This is a genomic window from Hydrotalea flava (assembly GCF_001623405.1).
In the GTDB taxonomy this organism is placed as follows: Bacteria; Bacteroidota; Bacteroidia; order Chitinophagales; family Chitinophagaceae; genus Hydrotalea; species Hydrotalea flava.
The window spans coordinates 1-17,583 of the sequence record NZ_LUHG01000039.1 but is presented as its reverse complement, the minus strand read 5'-3'; the positions used below and the strand labels follow the sequence as shown (position 1 = coordinate 17,583).

General features: G+C 36.7%; 16 protein-coding genes. 3 read left to right on the top strand and 13 right to left on the bottom strand.

What is annotated here, in order from left to right; genetic code table 11:
• Positions 1-4: 4 nt before the first annotated feature.
• The 6 genes from murB to A0F92_RS01955 all read right to left on the bottom strand — a co-directional run bounded on the left by murB (position 5) and on the right by A0F92_RS01955 (position 6,915).
• Positions 5-1,018, bottom strand: coding sequence for a UDP-N-acetylmuramate dehydrogenase (gene murB / locus A0F92_RS01980; protein ID WP_068241153.1), 1,014 nt, complete (start codon positions 1,016-1,018; stop codon positions 5-7).
• A 34-nt stretch (positions 1,019-1,052) separates the two neighbouring features.
• Entirely contained in the window at positions 1,053-1,865 is an 813-nt protein-coding gene (locus A0F92_RS01975; RefSeq protein WP_068241151.1) for a Cof-type HAD-IIB family hydrolase, read from the bottom strand.
• A gap of 148 nt (positions 1,866-2,013) precedes the next feature.
• On the bottom strand, positions 2,014-4,503 hold the full coding sequence (priA, locus tag A0F92_RS01970; RefSeq protein WP_068241148.1) for a replication restart helicase PriA: 2,490 nt from the start codon (positions 4,501-4,503) through the stop codon (positions 2,014-2,016).
• A gap of 87 nt (positions 4,504-4,590) precedes the next feature.
• Positions 4,591-5,343, bottom strand: a complete 753-nt coding sequence (locus tag A0F92_RS01965; RefSeq protein ID WP_068241146.1) for a lysophospholipid acyltransferase family protein — start codon at positions 5,341-5,343, stop codon at positions 4,591-4,593.
• Positions 5,344-5,465: 122 nt separating this feature from the next.
• Complete coding sequence (ispE, locus tag A0F92_RS01960; protein WP_068241144.1) at positions 5,466-6,287, bottom strand: 4-(cytidine 5'-diphospho)-2-C-methyl-D-erythritol kinase; 822 nt, start codon at positions 6,285-6,287, stop codon at positions 5,466-5,468.
• A gap of 37 nt (positions 6,288-6,324) precedes the next feature.
• A complete protein-coding gene (locus A0F92_RS01955; RefSeq protein WP_068241142.1) occupies positions 6,325-6,915 on the bottom strand; it encodes a bifunctional nuclease family protein in 591 nt (196 codons plus the stop codon).
• A gap of 130 nt (positions 6,916-7,045) precedes the next feature.
• Between A0F92_RS01955 and A0F92_RS01950 the strand changes: the two genes are divergently transcribed.
• Both A0F92_RS01950 and A0F92_RS01945 read left to right on the top strand, forming a co-directional pair.
• Positions 7,046-8,089, top strand: coding sequence for a YncE family protein (locus tag A0F92_RS01950; protein ID WP_167516745.1), 1,044 nt, complete (start codon positions 7,046-7,048; stop codon positions 8,087-8,089).
• A gap of 106 nt (positions 8,090-8,195) precedes the next feature.
• On the top strand, positions 8,196-8,633 hold the full coding sequence (locus A0F92_RS01945; protein WP_167516744.1) for a hypothetical protein: 438 nt from the start codon (positions 8,196-8,198) through the stop codon (positions 8,631-8,633).
• A gap of 5 nt (positions 8,634-8,638) precedes the next feature.
• On the opposite strand, the gene smpB is transcribed toward A0F92_RS01945, so the two are convergent.
• From smpB to A0F92_RS01910, 7 genes are all read right to left on the bottom strand, one after another.
• On the bottom strand, positions 8,639-9,079 hold the full coding sequence (gene smpB, locus A0F92_RS01940; protein ID WP_068241138.1) for an SsrA-binding protein: 441 nt from the start codon (positions 9,077-9,079) through the stop codon (positions 8,639-8,641).
• Positions 9,080-9,150: 71 nt separating this feature from the next.
• Complete coding sequence (gene accD / locus A0F92_RS01935; RefSeq protein WP_167516743.1) at positions 9,151-10,077, bottom strand: acetyl-CoA carboxylase, carboxyltransferase subunit beta; 927 nt, start codon at positions 10,075-10,077, stop codon at positions 9,151-9,153.
• 255 nt (positions 10,078-10,332) lie between these two features.
• Complete coding sequence (fbaA, locus tag A0F92_RS01930) at positions 10,333-11,400, bottom strand: class II fructose-bisphosphate aldolase (protein WP_068241136.1); 1,068 nt, start codon at positions 11,398-11,400, stop codon at positions 10,333-10,335.
• Positions 11,401-11,576: 176 nt separating this feature from the next.
• Positions 11,577-12,368, bottom strand: a complete 792-nt coding sequence (locus A0F92_RS01925) for an ABC transporter substrate-binding protein (RefSeq protein WP_068241134.1) — start codon at positions 12,366-12,368, stop codon at positions 11,577-11,579.
• A gap of 73 nt (positions 12,369-12,441) precedes the next feature.
• Complete coding sequence (locus tag A0F92_RS01920; RefSeq protein WP_068241132.1) at positions 12,442-13,605, bottom strand: threonine synthase; 1,164 nt, start codon at positions 13,603-13,605, stop codon at positions 12,442-12,444.
• Positions 13,606-13,663: 58 nt separating this feature from the next.
• Positions 13,664-14,563 (bottom strand): LysR substrate-binding domain-containing protein, encoded by a 900-nt coding sequence (locus A0F92_RS01915; RefSeq protein WP_068241130.1) that lies wholly within the window; start codon positions 14,561-14,563, stop codon positions 13,664-13,666.
• A gap of 20 nt (positions 14,564-14,583) precedes the next feature.
• A complete protein-coding gene (locus tag A0F92_RS01910) occupies positions 14,584-15,945 on the bottom strand; it encodes a pyridoxal-phosphate dependent enzyme (RefSeq protein WP_068241128.1) in 1,362 nt (453 codons plus the stop codon).
• 263 nt (positions 15,946-16,208) lie between these two features.
• Between A0F92_RS01910 and A0F92_RS01905 the strand changes: the two genes are divergently transcribed.
• Positions 16,209-17,583 (top strand): proton/sodium-translocating pyrophosphatase (locus A0F92_RS01905; protein WP_167516742.1); only part of this gene is annotated, 1,375 nt, incomplete at its 3' end.

The following is a 17,583-nucleotide window of genomic DNA, read 5'->3' as shown; positions in this document are numbered from 1 at the left end:
GTGCTTACCAGATATTGACTTCCCGTTCTAATTCAATTCCGAATTTTTGTTTTACCGATTGAATAATGGCTTCTGAAAAATTGTAAATTTCTTTTCCCGTTGCACCGCCATAGTTTACAATCACCAATGGTTGCAATGGGTTGCAGCCAACATTTCCTTCCCGCTTTCCTTTCCATCCGGCTTGTTCTATCAGCCAGGCAGCAGAAATTTTAAAATTCATTTCATCTAAAGCAAAACCGGGAATATCAGCATATTGCTCACTCAATACATGTAATCTGAATTTTGAGATGGTAGGATTTTTAAAAAAACTGCCTGCATTGCCAATTTTAGCCGGATCGGGCAATTTATTTGTTCGGATAATATTGACTGCTTCAGCTACTTGTTGAATGGTAGGTTTTGTAATGCCCATTTTTTCTAATTGCTGTTGCAAACTTCCGTACCCAATTACTAATTTGGGTATTTTATTTAAACGAAGTGTAATGGCTACAATTAATAAACGGTTTTTATATTTTTGCTTAAAAATACTGTCTCTATAACCAAACCGGCATGCTTTATTCGAAAAGATTTCTGTTTCGTGTTTATCTAAATGATAGGCTTCCACATATTCCAATACATCTTTTAATTCAACTCCATAAGCCCCAATATTTTGAATAGGAGCAGCGCCCACACTTCCGGGAATTAAACTTAAATTTTCTATCCCTGCAAAATTGTGTTGCAAACAAAATTGAACCAAATCATTCCATTTTTCACCGGCAAATGCTTTTATCAAAACTGTGGTTTCATCTTCCTGAACAATGGAAATTCCTTTAACCTGATTGTAGAGGGTAAGTCCGCTTAAATTATCTGTAAATAATATATTACTGCCGCCACCCAGTAGATGCCATTGTTGGTATTGCTTTGTTAGTTTAGATATTGTTGCAATATCTTCAATGGTTTCAATTACTGCAAAATTTTCAGCTAATGCTTCAATCCCAAATGTGTTATAGGGTTGTAGTGAAATATTGCGACTGATTTGCATAAAAAATTGATAGATTGTACTTGTATTTTAATGGTTAGAACCATTGTTTTAAAAAATGTTGAATGGCTTTAGCCACGCCATCATTGTTGTTGGTGTCAGTAACATATTTTGCTACTGCTTTTACTGCATCCGGTGCATTACCCATTGCAATACCGGTACCGGCCATTTCAATCATTTCCAGGTCATTAAAATTATCACCAATTGTAATAATTTCATCAGTTGTAATATGATATTCCTGAATTAATTGTAATACCGCTTTTGCTTTAGAAGCATCTTTTTGCATGGCTTCCAAATAAATGGGTTTAGAGGTAAACATATTTAAGGTTTCAGCAAATAATGCTTTCAGTTTTTCCTGAATGGTTTGAATGGTGGTTGCATCAGCAATCATCATAATTTTATTAGGTCCTGTGTTTTCGCGGTTCCATTGTTCAATTGTATGCGACAGCGGCTGAATGGTTACCGGAACATCGGTAATTTTTTGTTCGGCTATGGTATATTGTGAACTGTTTTCTGCAAACCAATTGTTTTCCTGATAATAAAGTGTTGTTACATGGTAGGGTTGTACTGCATCATGCAATGCTAATGTAACCGATGTGGGTATGGAAGATTTAAAAATAACTTTATTGTTTTGTGCTATGTAAGAACCGTTTAAACTAATGGTGGGTGCAGTTTCTAATCCAACAATTTTACTAATGGGTAAAATACCATGCAGTGGCCTTGCAGAAACCAATACCACCAACACATTTTTTTCCTGCAACTGTTTAATGGTTTGAATGGTGACTTCGCTAACGGTATGGTCGCTTCTTAATAATGTTCCATCAATATCTATAAATACGGCTTTAATCATTTTGAGAGGGTTTTAGTATGGCTTTAAAAAGTTGTAAAAGTATTTAGCATTTTCTACACTACCAATCCTATTTATAAACAGGTAAGTTTAATAAATTTTTAATGCTCTGTGTATGGCATGGTGTGTTAAATTTTAAATAAATGCGCATTTAGTATGGATCTACATCCACAATTATTTGTACACTTCTAAATTGTTTTTGTGCCTTAATGGATGCTGAATATTGCATAATAGCTTGTTTGCATTTTAAAATAATGGTTTGGTTTTTGGGTAGCTTTAATAGTATTTCCCAAATATATTGATTTCGAATGCGTTCTATTACAGGTACTGCAGGCCCATTGATATAAGGATGAAAAGTAGGGTCTAATAATTGCATCATTGTAAAAGAAGCCTGTTGCGCTATCGGATTGTCTTTATGTTTGAATATTAGTTTAATTAATCTTGAATAGGGTGGATAGTGATAGGCTTTCCTGCTCTCCATCTCGAATTGATATAAAGCTTCATACTGGTGTTGCTGCACAAAAGCCAATACAGGATGATGGGTATTACTTACTTGCACCAATACAATACCGTTACCATCTTTTCTTCCTGAACGACCGCTTACCTGTTCCATTAATTGAAAGGCACGTTCATTTACCCTAAAGTCGGTAAAGTTTAAAATGCTGTCAGCATCTATAATTCCTACTAATTGTACGTTTTCAAAATCTAATCCTTTTACCACCATTTGCGTACCTACTAAAATATCAATTTTGTGCTGTTCAAATTGTTTGATCAGTGTGTCATGATCATTTTTTCCTTTTACTGAATCCAAATCCATCCTGGCTATTTTAGCGGTAGGCAAAGCTTCTGCCAGTAATTCTTCTATTTTTTCTGTTCCAAAATTTTTCTGTGTAAATGCATGGCTGCCGCATACAACACAGGTTTGCATTACCGGGTAATTGCTTCCGCAATAATGACATACTAACGTGTTTTTAGCTTTATGGTAGGTAAGGGTAACAGCACAGTGTTTACATTGCGGAATCCAGCCGCAGGTTTGGCACATTAAATAAGGAGAATAGCCTCTCCGGTTTTGAAAAATAATAGCTTGTTTTTTTTCAATGAGTGTTTGTTGCAATTGGTTTACTAATGCTGCACTGAATGCAACTTTTCCTTTTTGCGCTGCCATCGCTTTTTTTATATCTACAATTTCAATTTTTGGCAAGGCTACATCGCCAAATCTCTCCAATAATTCAACTAAACCATATTTGCCCATTTTACAATTGAAATACGTTTCAACAGATGGAGTGGCACTTCCCAACAATACTTTTGCATTATTCAGCGATGCAAAAAATATGGCTGCATCTCTTGCCTGATATCGTGGTGCAGGATCCTGTTGTTTAAAACTGGAATCCTGTTCTTCATCAATAATAATTAATCCCAAATTTTTAAAGGGCAGCATTAAAGCCGATCGTGCACCTAATACTACAGCAATTTCACCATTTTTTACTTTATTCCATATTTCAACTCTTTCATTCGCATTAAATTTTGAGTGATATACCGCAATATATCCGCCCAGATTTTTTTGCAATCTTCTGATGATTTGTGCTGTTAAGGCAATTTCGGGTAATAAATACAATATTTGCCTGCCCGCATCAATAGCTTCTTTTATTAATTGAATGTAGATTTGAGTTTTGCCACTGGAGGTTACCCCATGCAGCAAACAAACCTGTTTTTCTTCCCAGTTTTTTTGAATGGAATTGAGTGCTTGTTGTTGTGCTATGGATAATGTAAAATCTATATGAATGTTTTGGGGTAATTGCCTGATTCTATCTACCGGCCTTTTCTGTGCCTGAACAATTCCTTTCTCAATCAAAGCCTTTAACTGTGCAACCGTTGCACCTGATTTTTTGAGTAAATTGCTTTGTGTAACTTCCCCTTCGGTTTTGGATAAATGTATATAAGCCAGCAGCAATTCCAATTGTTTGGGAGCTTTATTCCATTCATTCAATAATTTTTCCAGGTCTGCTTCAGCCTGATACTGTGGTTGAAGTGTAATGTAAGTTTCAGTTTTATGACGGTACTTTTCCTGCAGTGTTTCCCAAATAAAGCATGCTTTTTTATCGATCAATTTTTTGATGACCGGATAAACATGATTGGAGGATAAAATTTGTTGTATTTCCTGCAAACGCAATTCTTTTCTAATTTCCAATGCTTCTGCAACCAAAAACTCATCGTCTGTTAGCTGTGTACTATCCATTTCAAAACCTTCATTCCATATAACAATGCTTTCGCCGCTTAATTTTAAATGTGCAGGTAAAGCAGCCTGCATTACTTCGCCTTCGCTGCACAAATAATATTGTGCCATCCATTCCCAGAATTGCAGTTGCATGGGATAAAGTATGGGGGTTTCATCTAAAATATTAATAATGGGTTTGGGTTGAAATAATTCTGGCTTTTTGTGATGAATTCTTTTTACAATGCCTGCATATTTTTTATTCCGCAATGAAACCTCTACACGAATGCCAATTTGTATGGTATTTTGAATGTGTTCCGGAACCTCCCAGGTATATGTGTTGGGTAGGTTTATTGGAATAATTACATCACAATAAACCAATGGGATAGAAGAGAACGGAATATTATTCGATGGATCAAATTCACTCATGGCTTTTCTTCGCTGTTACTTTTAGCGTTTCATAAAAAATATCTCATCTGGAAACAATAAAGTTAATTCATTTATGCGATTTCATGGTTAGAACATTGGCGGATGTGTTCTGTATTGCACAATTGCAGCCTCCATTTTTTGGTACACTATTTTTTTTAATATATTAATATCATTTGTTGTGGTATAGTTGCTTACTTCAATGGGTTCCAGAAAAATAGCGCGACTTTTACCGGGTGTTAGTTGCAATAAATGTTCAGGAGGCAATCGTTTAATAGTATCTAAAAAAATAATAGGCTGAATGGGTGTTTGGGTTTCAATGGCTATCCTGAATGCGCCATCATAAAATTCTTTCAGCGGTTTTCCTGTTTCATTAAAGGTTCCTTCCGGAAAAATAAAAATAGAAAGGCCCTGTGTTAATGCATGTTTCAATTTCTGAAAACTTTTGGCTCTTTTTTCTGCACTGCTTCTGTCAACCAAAATCACGGCACATTTGTAAATAAAACCAAAAACGGGAATTTTAACCATTTCATATTTGCCCAATACCCTATAGGGTTGTTGCATACACCGCACCAAAGCAGGGATGTCCATGTACGAGGAGTGGTTGGCAACAAAAATATATTGCCTTTTTTGTGTAGAGGTTAATTCATAATAATTTTTATGATGTATGCCAATCAATACATACCAAATAAAGCCCCACAATTTGGCAATTGTATATACCCCATCACCTCCTTTTTTACCAAAAAAAGAAGCAATGGCTACAAAGGGAAATGCAAAGAACATTAATATAATAAATACAATGAGTGCATAAACAGAATAAATGGCTAAAAGTATTTTCTTCATGTACAATTGATATTGATGCTGTGAAATGGCTCCGGATTTTTTGTAACATTTTTTTTAGATTGAAGCATGAATTTAAACCGGGAAATTTATTTTCAGTGGCAAAACTGCTTTGAAAAAAATATTTATGCAATTTTAAGCAAAGTGTTTTCCGGTATGTTCAGCTTTGGAATGGTTCCTTTTTTAAATATACCATAAATGGTACTGCCACTGCCGCTCATGGCTGCATATAATGCGCCATTAGCATACAATTCCATTTTTAATTGCTCTAATTGCGGATAGGCTTTAAAAACCGGCGCTTCAAATTGATTAAAAAGTTGGTTTGGCCATGCTTCAATCGGTTGGTCAATGGCATACAACAAATCTGTTTCGGGCAGTTGTGGCTTTATTTGCTGAAATGCCCAGGCTGTGCTGATATGAATAGACGGGTGCAACAAAACAATGCTGTAAGCCTCTAAATGCAGGTGAATGGGTTGCAAGGTTTCACCTCTTTCGGTAGCCAGGGCGGGTTGATTGAAAATAAAAAAAGGACAATCACTACCTAATTGTAAAGCATATTTACTTAACTGATGTTGGGTAATATTCAATTCAAAATATTCATTCAGCAGGCATAAAACCGCTGCTGCATCTGAACTACCGCCGCCCAAACCTGCACCCATAGGTATGGCTTTGTGTAAATGCAAGTGAATGGGGGGGATTTTCGGAAAATCATTTCTTAATAAATGATAGGCTTTGATGCATAAATTATCCTGCTGATTGCCCGGTATTGGTAAACCAGACGTTGTGAAATGAATAGAATTATCCGAAGCTGCATTGTTTGGAATGATTTCTATAGCATCCTGCCATTGGATAGGATAAAAAATGGTAGCTATATCATGAAAGCCGTCTTCCCTTTTTTTTGTAATGTATAAACCTAAATTGATTTTACAATTTGGAAAAACAACCATTGATTTAGTTTTTTTGAAAGCGCAATTGTATGTTGATTTATTTTCTCCTGTTTATTTCATCACGAATGGCAATGGCTTTTATATAATCTTCGTGGTCTAACACTTCCTTTAATAATTGGTGCAATTCCTCAAGCCCCATTTTAGATAAATCATTTTCAGAAACATTGCTGTTGTCTTCCACACCAACTGCCTCCATTTTTTTCGGTTCTGATGCGGTATCATCCATTAAAATACCTGCATTTTGCAAAATGTGTTCATAAGTATAAATGGGGCAGCCAAACCGAACGGCTAAAGCCAGTGCATCGCTGGTTCTGCTATCAATTTCAATTGTATCGTGTTCAGTAAAACATACCAGATTGGAGTAAAAAATTCCTTCCTGTAAATCATTAATAATCACTTCCTGTAATTCAATATTAAATGCATTCATGAAGTTTTTCATGAGATCATGTGTTAACGGACGGCTGGGTTTCATATGCTCTAATGCAACAGCAATGGCCTGTGCTTCAAAACCGCCAATTACAATGGGCAGTCTTCGCAAACCATTCACTTCACCTAAAACAACTGCATACGAATGTGTTTGTGTAATGCTGTGGGATAAAGCAACAATTTCTAATTCAATTTTCTTCATATTGACACGAAAATAAAATAAATTTTAAAATTTGCAATAAGTCTGTATTTATGAAAATTTAATTCTGCTTTTTTAAAATGGATTAGATAAATCAATTGTAAAATCTGATTTTTACAACAAATTACAAAATATGAATTTCCCAATTGTTTTAAATCACCGCAAAAATAAATTTTCTGTAAAATTAGGAGGTATTGTTATTGCCATCTTATTTTTTTTCAACTTAGGCATGGCACAACATATACATTTAAAGGTACTGAAAGCATATTCCATTAAAAGTACAGGCGGGTGGGATTATATAGCCATTCATGATGCAACCCAACGTTTATTTGTTTCACACGGCATACAAGTCAATGTGTTAAATGCAGTATCGGGTGATTCCATTGGGATTATTCCAAACACAATTGGGGTGCATGGTGTTGCTTTTGTAAATGCATTGAATAAGGGCTATACCAGCAATGGACGCTTGAATAATGTGTATGTGTTTAATTTAAATACACTGAAAGTAGAAGATTCTATTGCCACCGGTGAAAATCCTGATGCCATTTTTTATAATGAAATTACCAAAAAAATATATACTTGTAATGGAAGAAGTAAAGATATTTCTGTAATAGATCCTTTTATCAATACAGTAATTGCTACCATTCCTGTTGGCGGTAAACCTGAAACTGCAGTTGCTGATGAAAAAGGAAATTTATATGTAAATATTGAAGATAAAAGTGAAATTGTGTTGATTGATGGTGCTACAAATCAAGTAATGCATCATTGGAGTATTGCCCCGGCAGAAGAACCTACGGGATTGGTGTATGATGCAGCCACACATACTTTATTTGCCGGATGCGGTAATAAAATGATGGCAGTTGTAGATGCCAGAAATGGCATTGTAAAAAAAATGGTACCCATTGGTGCCGGCTGTGATGGGGTTGCATTCGATAAAACCTGGAGGCAGGTATATGCTTCAAACGGGCAAGATGGAACGCTTTCTATTGTGTCGGCAGATACTTATGCGGTGTTGAATACCATTCCAACCATGAAAACGGCCAGAACCATTGCTGTAAGCGAAAAAACACATCATATTTTTCTGCCTGCCGCAGCAATTGATCATAAATCTGTACCCGGAAAAAGACCAGCAATGCTGCCGGGCAGCTTCAGGGTATTGCTTGTGGGGAAGGAATAAGAAATTTTGTAATGATGATTTAGAGGTTTCTATAAAAAATGGAATGGCTTTTCTGTTTTCACTACAATTTTGGAATTTATTTTTTTGAAGATTTAAATAGCAATTATTGTATAAGCTTGTCATTATTTTGTATGTAGTTATATTGGTGCTGTATATGCTGTTTACCCGTCAGCCCGATTATTTTGATGGCGAAATGACGGTTGGAACCCTTCATATGCAAACAGATAGTATTACACACCGGCAAACCTCCTTTGCAAGTTTTGATCTCGGAAAATCAAATTATCATGTAAATGCAGCGTATCCTTTGCGCAATTTACGGGAGGGAGAAAAAGTTGCGGTGATTTATGATACTACCAGGCCACAACGGGCTGCCATTTATGCATGGTGGGGATATTGGCTGCAGTGGGATGAAATAGCAGGTTCTATCATTATTGCGGTTGTTTTATGGGGTGTTGCAGTTCTTTTAACCAATAATCCTACGGAAGAAAGCAGATTGGAACAATTAAAAGAGCCGGATGATAAACCCCAGCGAAAATATAGTTGAGAAAATTATTTCAGGTATCTTTTCAATTCTCTTTCCGCATCTTTTTGTTTAATGCTGTCTCTTTTATCGTGTAATTTTTTCCCTTTTGCCAAACCAATTTCTACTTTAACCAGATTTTTTTCATTCAAAAATATGCGGAGTGGGATGATGGTATAACCTTTGTCTTTTAATTTCATTTCCCATTTTTTCATTTCTCTTTTTTTCAATAGCAATTTTCTGTCGTGTACGGCCAAATGATTATTATGCGTACCTAATCTGTATTCTGCTATATAAATACCTCTTAACCATAATTCGCCCCGATCAAAAATGCAAAAGGCATCATTAAAGCTTACTTTCCCTTCTCTAATACTTTTTACTTCAGTACCCAACAAAACAATACCTGCTACTAGTTTGTCTTCAATATAGTAGTTAAAATAAGCCTGCCTGTTGGTCATTTCTTTCGCCATAATCTAAAAATCTGTCTTTCTTATCTGCAAGCTTTTTTCAGCAGGTACACTATTTTGTAAAACTGGGTATTTTAGTTTTCAAAAAGGGTAATTAATTCGGCAATTCTGTTCTTTAGGTTTTTTCGGTCAATAATAAAATCTAAAAATCCATGTTCTAACAGAAATTCACTTCTTTGAAAGCCTTCCGGTAAGTCTTTTTTTATGGTTTCTTTTATAACCCTTGGGCCGGCAAAACCAATTAAAGCACCCGGTTCGGCAATGTTTAAATCGCCCAGCATTCCAAAACTGGCAGAAATACCCCCAAATGTAGGATCGGTTAATAATGAAATATAAGGTAGTTTGGCATTGCTAAGCTGCGAAAGTTTGCCGCTTGTTTTGGCTAATTGCATGAGGCTGAATGCACTTTCCATCATACGGGCACCGCCGCTTTTTGATATAACCATGTAGGGAAGATGGTTGGCAATACAATAATCCACAGCTCTGCTAAATTTCTCGCCCATTACACTGCCCAATGAACCACCAATAAACTCAAAATCCATACAGGCTATTACAATTTTTTTGCCATTTACATTACCTACGGCTACTCGCATGGAGTCTTTTAAATTGGTTTTTGACCTGATTTCGTCTAAACGTTGTTGATAATTTTTTAAATCGGTAAAGTTTAAAAAATCTTTACTGATAATATTGTCGAATAGTGGCTCGAATTGTTGTTCATCAAATAAAATATCATAATATTCATCACTCCCTATTCTGTGATGATAGTTACATTTGGGACAAACGTATAATTCTTCTTCTAAATCTTTTGTGGTAGATATATAGTTACAATTGGGGCATTTGCTCCATAAACCTTCCGGGGTTTCTTTTTTGTCGGCTGTAGAGGTTAAAATCCCTTTTTTTCTTCTTTTAAACCAACTTCGTTTAATGCTCTCGTCATCTTTCATTTTATCTTCATCTCCGGTAAGGTTCTGTTCTATATTTTCTTCAAATTCTTTTTTCATGGCTATCATTTTAATATCTGCTTTTGCTACGTACAATGCCCATGAAATATTTATCCCGCCTGAAGAAGGAAACGTAAATCATGGGCATAGTATGTACTTCAATCGGGTGGGTGAAGGTAGCAAAAATAAGGTTGTTTCATGAAACAGTGCTTATTTGGTTGCGGCAATCTTACATAAAATATGTTTACAGGCCTAAAAACAACAATAGCCACCCGAATTTCAGGTGGCTACTGCAATGCTATTAATGCTATTCAATTATGCATTTCGGTTCATACAATTCAAATCTTCGAATGCTTCCTGTAAACGGAGAATGAAGTTTTCTTCTCCTTTTCTTAACCAAACACGTGGGTCATAATGTTTTTTGTTAGGCATGTCTGGACCTTCGGGGTTGCCTAACTGGCTTTGCAAATAGCCTTCATTCTTTTTGTAATTATTTAAAACACCTTCCCAAAATGCCCATTGCATATCGGTATCAATATTCATTTTGATTACACCGTACCCTATCGCTTCTTGTATTTGCGATTTGGGCGAGCCGCTGCCACCGTGAAAAACAAAGTAAACCGGTTTTTCGGCAGTATGCAGTTGTTGTTGAATGTATACCTGACTGTTGTGTAAAATTTCCGGCCGTAAATGAACATTACCCGGACTGTAAACCCCATGCACATTACCAAATGCGGCAGCAATGGTAAATAAGCTACCTACTTTATGTAATGCTACATAAGCCTGTTCAATTTCTTCGGGTTGAGTATATAATTTGTGGTTTTCTACATCTGAATTATCCACACCGTCTTCCTCACCACCGGTAACACCCAGCTCAATTTCAAGGCTCATACCGAGTGGTTGCATTCTTTTGAAATATTCAACTGAAGTGGAAATGTTATAATCTAATGCTTCTTCTGAAAGATCCAGCATGTGTGAACTGAAAAGCGGTTGTTTTTTTTCTTTATAAAATTGTTCGCCTGCATCTATTAATCCGCTTACCCATGGTAACCATTTTTTTGCAGCATGGTCGGTATGTAAAACAACCGGAACACCATAATATTTTGCAACATTGTGCACGTGTAATGCGCCAGAAATGGCTCCGGCAATATTGGCTTGATAATTATCGTTGGGCATTCCTTTTCCGGCAATAAATTGAGCGCCACTGTTGGAAAACTGAATGATTACGGGTGAATTTACTTTTGCGGCTGTTTCTAAAGTTGCATTGATAGAATTGGTGCCAATGCAGTTTACTGCCGGCATTGCAAATTTATTTTCTTTTGCATCCTGATATAATGCTGCAAGCGCATTGCCAAATAGTACTCCGGGTTGATACTTTTTCATTTTAAATGGTTTGTTGTTGGTTAGTTTGTTCAATCAATCTTGTATAACGTTCTTTTTTCCGTATTATGGATGATAAATATACTTTCAATACTACCGTTTTTTTCATCCCGGGGCAAAGATACTGATAGTTCATAAAAACAATTGTTAGCATTGCTATACAGCATTCAATCATCTCATTATTTTTTTTGTATTTGGAGAATAAGTGCCTGAAAATAGGGTGCACTTTGCAGCAATCGGCTTCCATACCAGCTAAACATTTCCCCATCTACCTGTAATACCAAAGCAGAAGGAATGAGTTGTTGAAAATATTGAACATGTTCTGCCTTAAACGGATAGGGCTCTGAAGAAAGTAGTATTAATTGAGGTTGTGCTGCTTTTATTTGTTCGGCTGAAACTTCAGGATATCTGTTGAGGTCTGCAAACACATTTTCAAATCCGCACTGCATCAGCATTTCGTTGATGAATGTGTTAGATGCGGCAACCATAAACGGCCTGTTCCAAATAAAGTAGACTGTTTTTAAAGCAGGCGTAATGGGTACAATTTGCGCAAATTTTTGTTGAATTTGCTTCACTAATTTATTAGCAGGATCTGCTTTATTACAAATAGTACCCAATTGCAATATCATAGAACAGGCATCTTGCAAATTGTTGATATGTGTAACGCAAACCGGAGCAATATGGCTAACAGCTTCTATTTGCGACTGTTCATTTTCTTCTTTATTGGCAATAATTAAATCGGGAGATAATTGCTCTATTTTTTTAAGATGCAGTTTTTTTGTTCCACCAACTATTGTTTTGCTGCTACACCAATGTGCCGGATGTATGCAAAATTTGGTGATCCCTGCAACTTCGTTTTCTAATCCTAAATGGAATAATAGTTCTGTTTGCGAGGGTACCAGCGAAACAATTCGTTTGGGAGCAATTAATCCCGGTAAAGGAAGTGCTGAGTTGTTTAAAAAAAAATGCATGCAACAAAACTAAGGAAATGCCTATCTTCTTTAAACATTACTTAGTTTCAAAATAGTTGATTTTGATAAGCCGTTAATGGTATTTGTACCAGCTTCCGGTATTCACAATGCAAACATTTTCCTGGCTTTCTATCCAATTTTTTTCTACTAATTTTTTTAATCCTGCAAAGGCGGCAGCCCCTTCCGGTGAAAGCAACAAACCTTCAGTTCGGGCTATTTCCCGAATACCTTGTTGTATATCATTTTCAGACACGGTAACGCCGGTGCCTTTGCTTTCATGAATAACCCGCAACATGCTTTTTTCTGCAAAAGGAGTAGGTACCACCAAACCATTGGCAATTGAATAACTGGGTTGAAAGGATTCATTTTTTTTGCCTTTTTCAATCATTTGTATCATGGGATTACAATTTTCTGTTTGTACAATAACCATACGTGGCTTTTTGGAGGAATTGAGCCATTGTATTTGCTGCATCTCTGCAAAAGCTTTCCACATACCAATTAATCCGGTACCGCCACCGGTGGGATAAATAATGACATCGGGTAATTGCCAGTTGAGTTGTTCGGCTATTTCATAACCTAAAGTTTTTTTGCCCTCTAACCGATAAGGTTCTTTCATGGTGCTCATATCAAATGCACCGGTTTCGGCTGCTATTTGTTGTACCAATTTTCCACAATCATGAATAAAGCCATTTACTTCAATCAATTTGGCACCGAACATTTGAACCTCTTCTTTAATCAACATGGCACTCGATTTTGGCATGACCACCGTAGCTTGTATTCCTGCCTTTGCGCAATAGGCACTCATGGCACCACCTGCATTACCGGCCGTTGGTATAATGCAATGTTCAATGCCCAGTTCTTTTGCTTTAGAGATGGCAACACTTAAACCTCTTGCTTTAAAAGAGCCTGTTGGGTTTACACCTTCATCTTTTAAACAAAGCCGGTTTACTGCATATTTTGCGGAAATTTTATGGAGGGTATGCATGGGTGTAAACCCTTCTTCCAGGCTAATTCTGTTGGTTGCATCAAATACGGGCAGCATGGCAGCATAGCGCCATAAATGATTGGGTTGGTTGACTAAATTTTCTTTAGCAGGATGGATGCCATTATATTGGGTAAATAAAGGTTGATTGCAGCAGGATGCATAGGTTTGCTGCTGGTGTATATTGTATATTTTACCGCAATTGGAACAGGTAAGATGGCTAGCTCCTGAAATTGTTTCACTAACTGTTTTCACACTGTAAAACTACCAGTATATTATAACCAAATGAATACAAATTTGTTATATGCTATAACTATTTGTGATAAACAGATTGTGCTGTTTTAATCAATAATTTGTTCAAATTGCTGGTTTCTCCCTTACGTTGAATGAAATAAAAGTTGCGTACAATACTGAGTCCTTCAAAGTGCAGTTGTTTCAGCTCACCATACTTTAACTCTTTGATAACAGACCGATGTGGCAGAAAACCCAGACAATCAGATTCAATTAAAAAATTCTTCAATGCTTCAGTTCCGCCTAATCTTACTTTAATATTTAAATCGTTGAGTTGTATTTTATGTTTTTCCAGATTTTTTTTTAAAACTGCCAAAGTACCGCTTCCACGTTCTCTGATGGCTAAAGGCATCTGATACAAATCTTTTACCTGGTAATTCTTTTTTTTGGCCCAGATACTTTGCCGGCTGCAAACGGCAACCACTTCATCGGTTATAAAGGGTAAATAACTTACATTGGTTAATTGTCCTTTTTCTTCAATAATACCAAGATTAATTTCTTTATTCAGGAGGGCATCTAAAACAATTTCTGTATTTCGGTTCAATAAACTGATGGTTAGATTAGGATGTTGTTCATGAAATATGGATAATACTTTTGGTAAAATATATAAAGCCACGGTGGTACTGGCTCCTAATTTTAAAACCCCTTCTGCCTCCATTGCTTTGGAAAGGGTGGTGATGTCGAAAAGTGTTTGTTCCTGAATACGTTTTACTTCTGTTAACCTTTCAAATAAAAGTTCACCGGCTGGGGTTAGTTCAATATACATTCCGCGCCGATCGAATAATTTGGTTTTATATTGAAATTCAAGTTGCTTTATATGTTTACTGATGGCAGGTTGAGAGATATACATTTCCTCAGCAGCTTTCGAAAAGCTTTTCTGTTTGGCAACTTCTAAAAAAACTTCGTGCTGTGCTGAGAGCATAATACAATTTTTAAAAGCGATTAACGGCCAATGCTTTGCAAAATATCATATTTAGTAATGATGTGATAATCTCCTTTTTCATCGTTCACCAATACGGCACCGTTCGTTTTATTGATGAGTGCTCCTAATTTTTCAATGGGTGTGGCAATGTCAACAATAGGATAGGAGGGTTCTGTTACTGTTTCAATCATTTGCGATTTGATTTCCGGATTCGAAAACATTTTGATAAATAACCCCCCTTCACTTACAGCGCCTTTAATTTGATTGTCATCCATCACAGGAATGTGTTCAATATCGTATTTTTCCATCAATGCAACGGCATCTGCAACTGTTTGTTGCGGAGATACGGTTACTAATTTTTTGTGTGCCCTGCCATTGATAATGTCTTTACATGTTTTTACTTCTAAAAAACCGCGCTCCATCATCCATTGATCATTGTATATTTTACCTACATACCGGCTGCCATGATCATGGAAAATACACACCACTAAATCATCTTTTTTCAATCGGTTTTTTAATTGCATGAGGCCCTGTAAACAACTGCCGGCGCTGTACCCACAAAATAGTCCTTCTTCTTTGGCAATTCTTCTGGCCATAATAGCACCATCTTTATCTGTTACCTGCTCAAAATGATCAATGAAACGCATATCGTAGTTTTTGGGAACAAAATCTTCTCCAAAACCTTCACTGATATAAGGGTGTACATACGACATATCTACTTCTCCCGTTAGATAATAATGCGTCAGCAACGAACCATATACATCTATTGCCCAAACCTGGATATTCGGATTTTTTTCTTTTAAATACATAGCCGTTCCGGTAATGGTGCCACCTGTTCCGGCCGTACATACTAAATGAGTTATTTTCCCATCAGTTTGCTCCCAAATTTCAGGGCCTGTGCTTTCATAATGTGCCTGTCTGTTGGCCAAATTATCATATTGATTCATGTAGCAGGCATTGGGAATTTCAAGACTTAGTCTTTTGGCAACACTGTAATAACTTTTAGGGTCTTCGGGTAAAACATTGGTAGGACAAACAATTACTTCTGCACCAACGGCTTTTAAAATATCTGCCTTTTCTTTACTTTGTTTATCGGTGGTAACAAAAATACATTTATAGCCTTTTACACAGGCCGCTAATGCCAAACCCATACCTGTATTGCCGCTGGTACCCTCAATAATGGTCCCTCCGGGTTTTAATCTGCCTTCCTGCTCGGCTACTTCTATCATTTTTAAAGCCATACGGTCTTTGATAGAATTACCGGGGTTAAAATAATCAACTTTGGCAGCAACAGTACAAGGAAAATCTTTTACAATTTTGTTCAATTGAATCATTGGTGTATTCCCAATGGTTTCTAACACATTTTTTTTAATATTCATCATGGCAAATGGTTGTGCTGCAAATGTAGGTTTTTACTTTTTTGGTAGCATATGAATTATTAAAATAATATTATTTAACGAAATGAAAATGGGAATATAGCAGGAATTTTGAATATTGTGTTGGGAGTATGCAGCTAATTTTATTATCTGATTTTTGATAAAAGAGGGAATACTATGCCGTTTTTTAAATAATTTTTATTGTTTTCCCCTATTTTTGTTGCCCTTAACATATAAATATGCTTTACTTAAACTAATAACCAAAGCTAATGACGAACAATTTGTTTTATGCAGTTCCAATCATGGGTATTATAGGTTTGCTGTATACCCTTATTCAATTTAAATGGGTAGCCAAACAAGATGCCGGTACACCCCGAATGAAAGAAATCAGCACGTATATCGCTGAGGGTGCTATGGCATTTTTAAAAGCAGAATGGAAGGTATTGGGTTATTTTGTTGCTTTTGTTGCCATTTTATTGGCATTTATGGCACAGAGTAATGCAAATAGCAATTGGAGTATTGCCATTGCATTTATTTTAGGTGCTGTTTGTAGTGCTGTAGCCGGATTTATTGGTATGCGTATTGCTACTAAAGCAAATGTTCGAACTGCTCAGGCCGCCAGAACCAGCCTTGCTAAAGCATTAAAGGTTTCCTTCACCGGAGGGTCGGTAATGGGATTAGGCGTAGCAGGATTGGCTGTATTGGGTCTTGGTGCTTTATTTTTGGTTTTAAAGCAAATTTTTGCGCCAGATGCTGCCTCAACCAGCCTTGAAATGATTAAAACCATTGAGGTGTTAACCGGTTTTTCATTAGGTGCTGAAAGTATTGCATTATTTGCCCGTGTGGGAGGTGGTATTTATACAAAAGCAGCAGATGTTGGCGCCGATTTAGTGGGTAAAGTAGAAGCTGGTATTCCTGAAGATGATCCACGCAATCCGGCAACTATTGCTGATAATGTGGGTGATAATGTGGGTGATGTGGCTGGTATGGGTGCCGATTTATTTGGTTCTTATGTTGCTACCGTTTTGGCTACAATGGTACTGGGTCAGGAAACCATTTCACACGACAACTTTGGTGGATATGGCCCCATCCTATTACCAATGGTAATAGCTGGTGTGGGAATTTTATTTTCAATTATTGGAACTTTCTTTGTTAAAATAAGTGAACATGCCGGCGTAAATACCGCCAATGTTCAAAAAGCGCTAAATATGGGCAACTGGGGCAGTATTGTTTTAACTGCATTGGCCTGTATTGGTTTGGTAACTTATATTCTTCCTGAAACAATGATGCTGAGAGGGCTTGCATTTACCCGTTGGGGTGTTTTGGGTGCAATTGGTGTAGGATTATTGGTGGGTACTTTAATGAGTATTATTACTGAATATTATACTGCAATGGGCAAAAGACCGGTACTTAGTATTATTAAACAGTCATCTACCGGACATGCAACCAACGTAATTGGCGGGTTAGCCGTAGGAATGGAAAGTACATTTTTACCCATTTTGGTTTTAGCCGGAGGTATTTGGGGTGCTTATGCCTGTGCGGGCTTATATGGTGTAGCCATTGCTGCTGCAGGCATGATGGCAACTACGGCTATGCAATTAGCCATTGATGCTTTTGGACCAATTGCAGATAATGCAGGGGGTA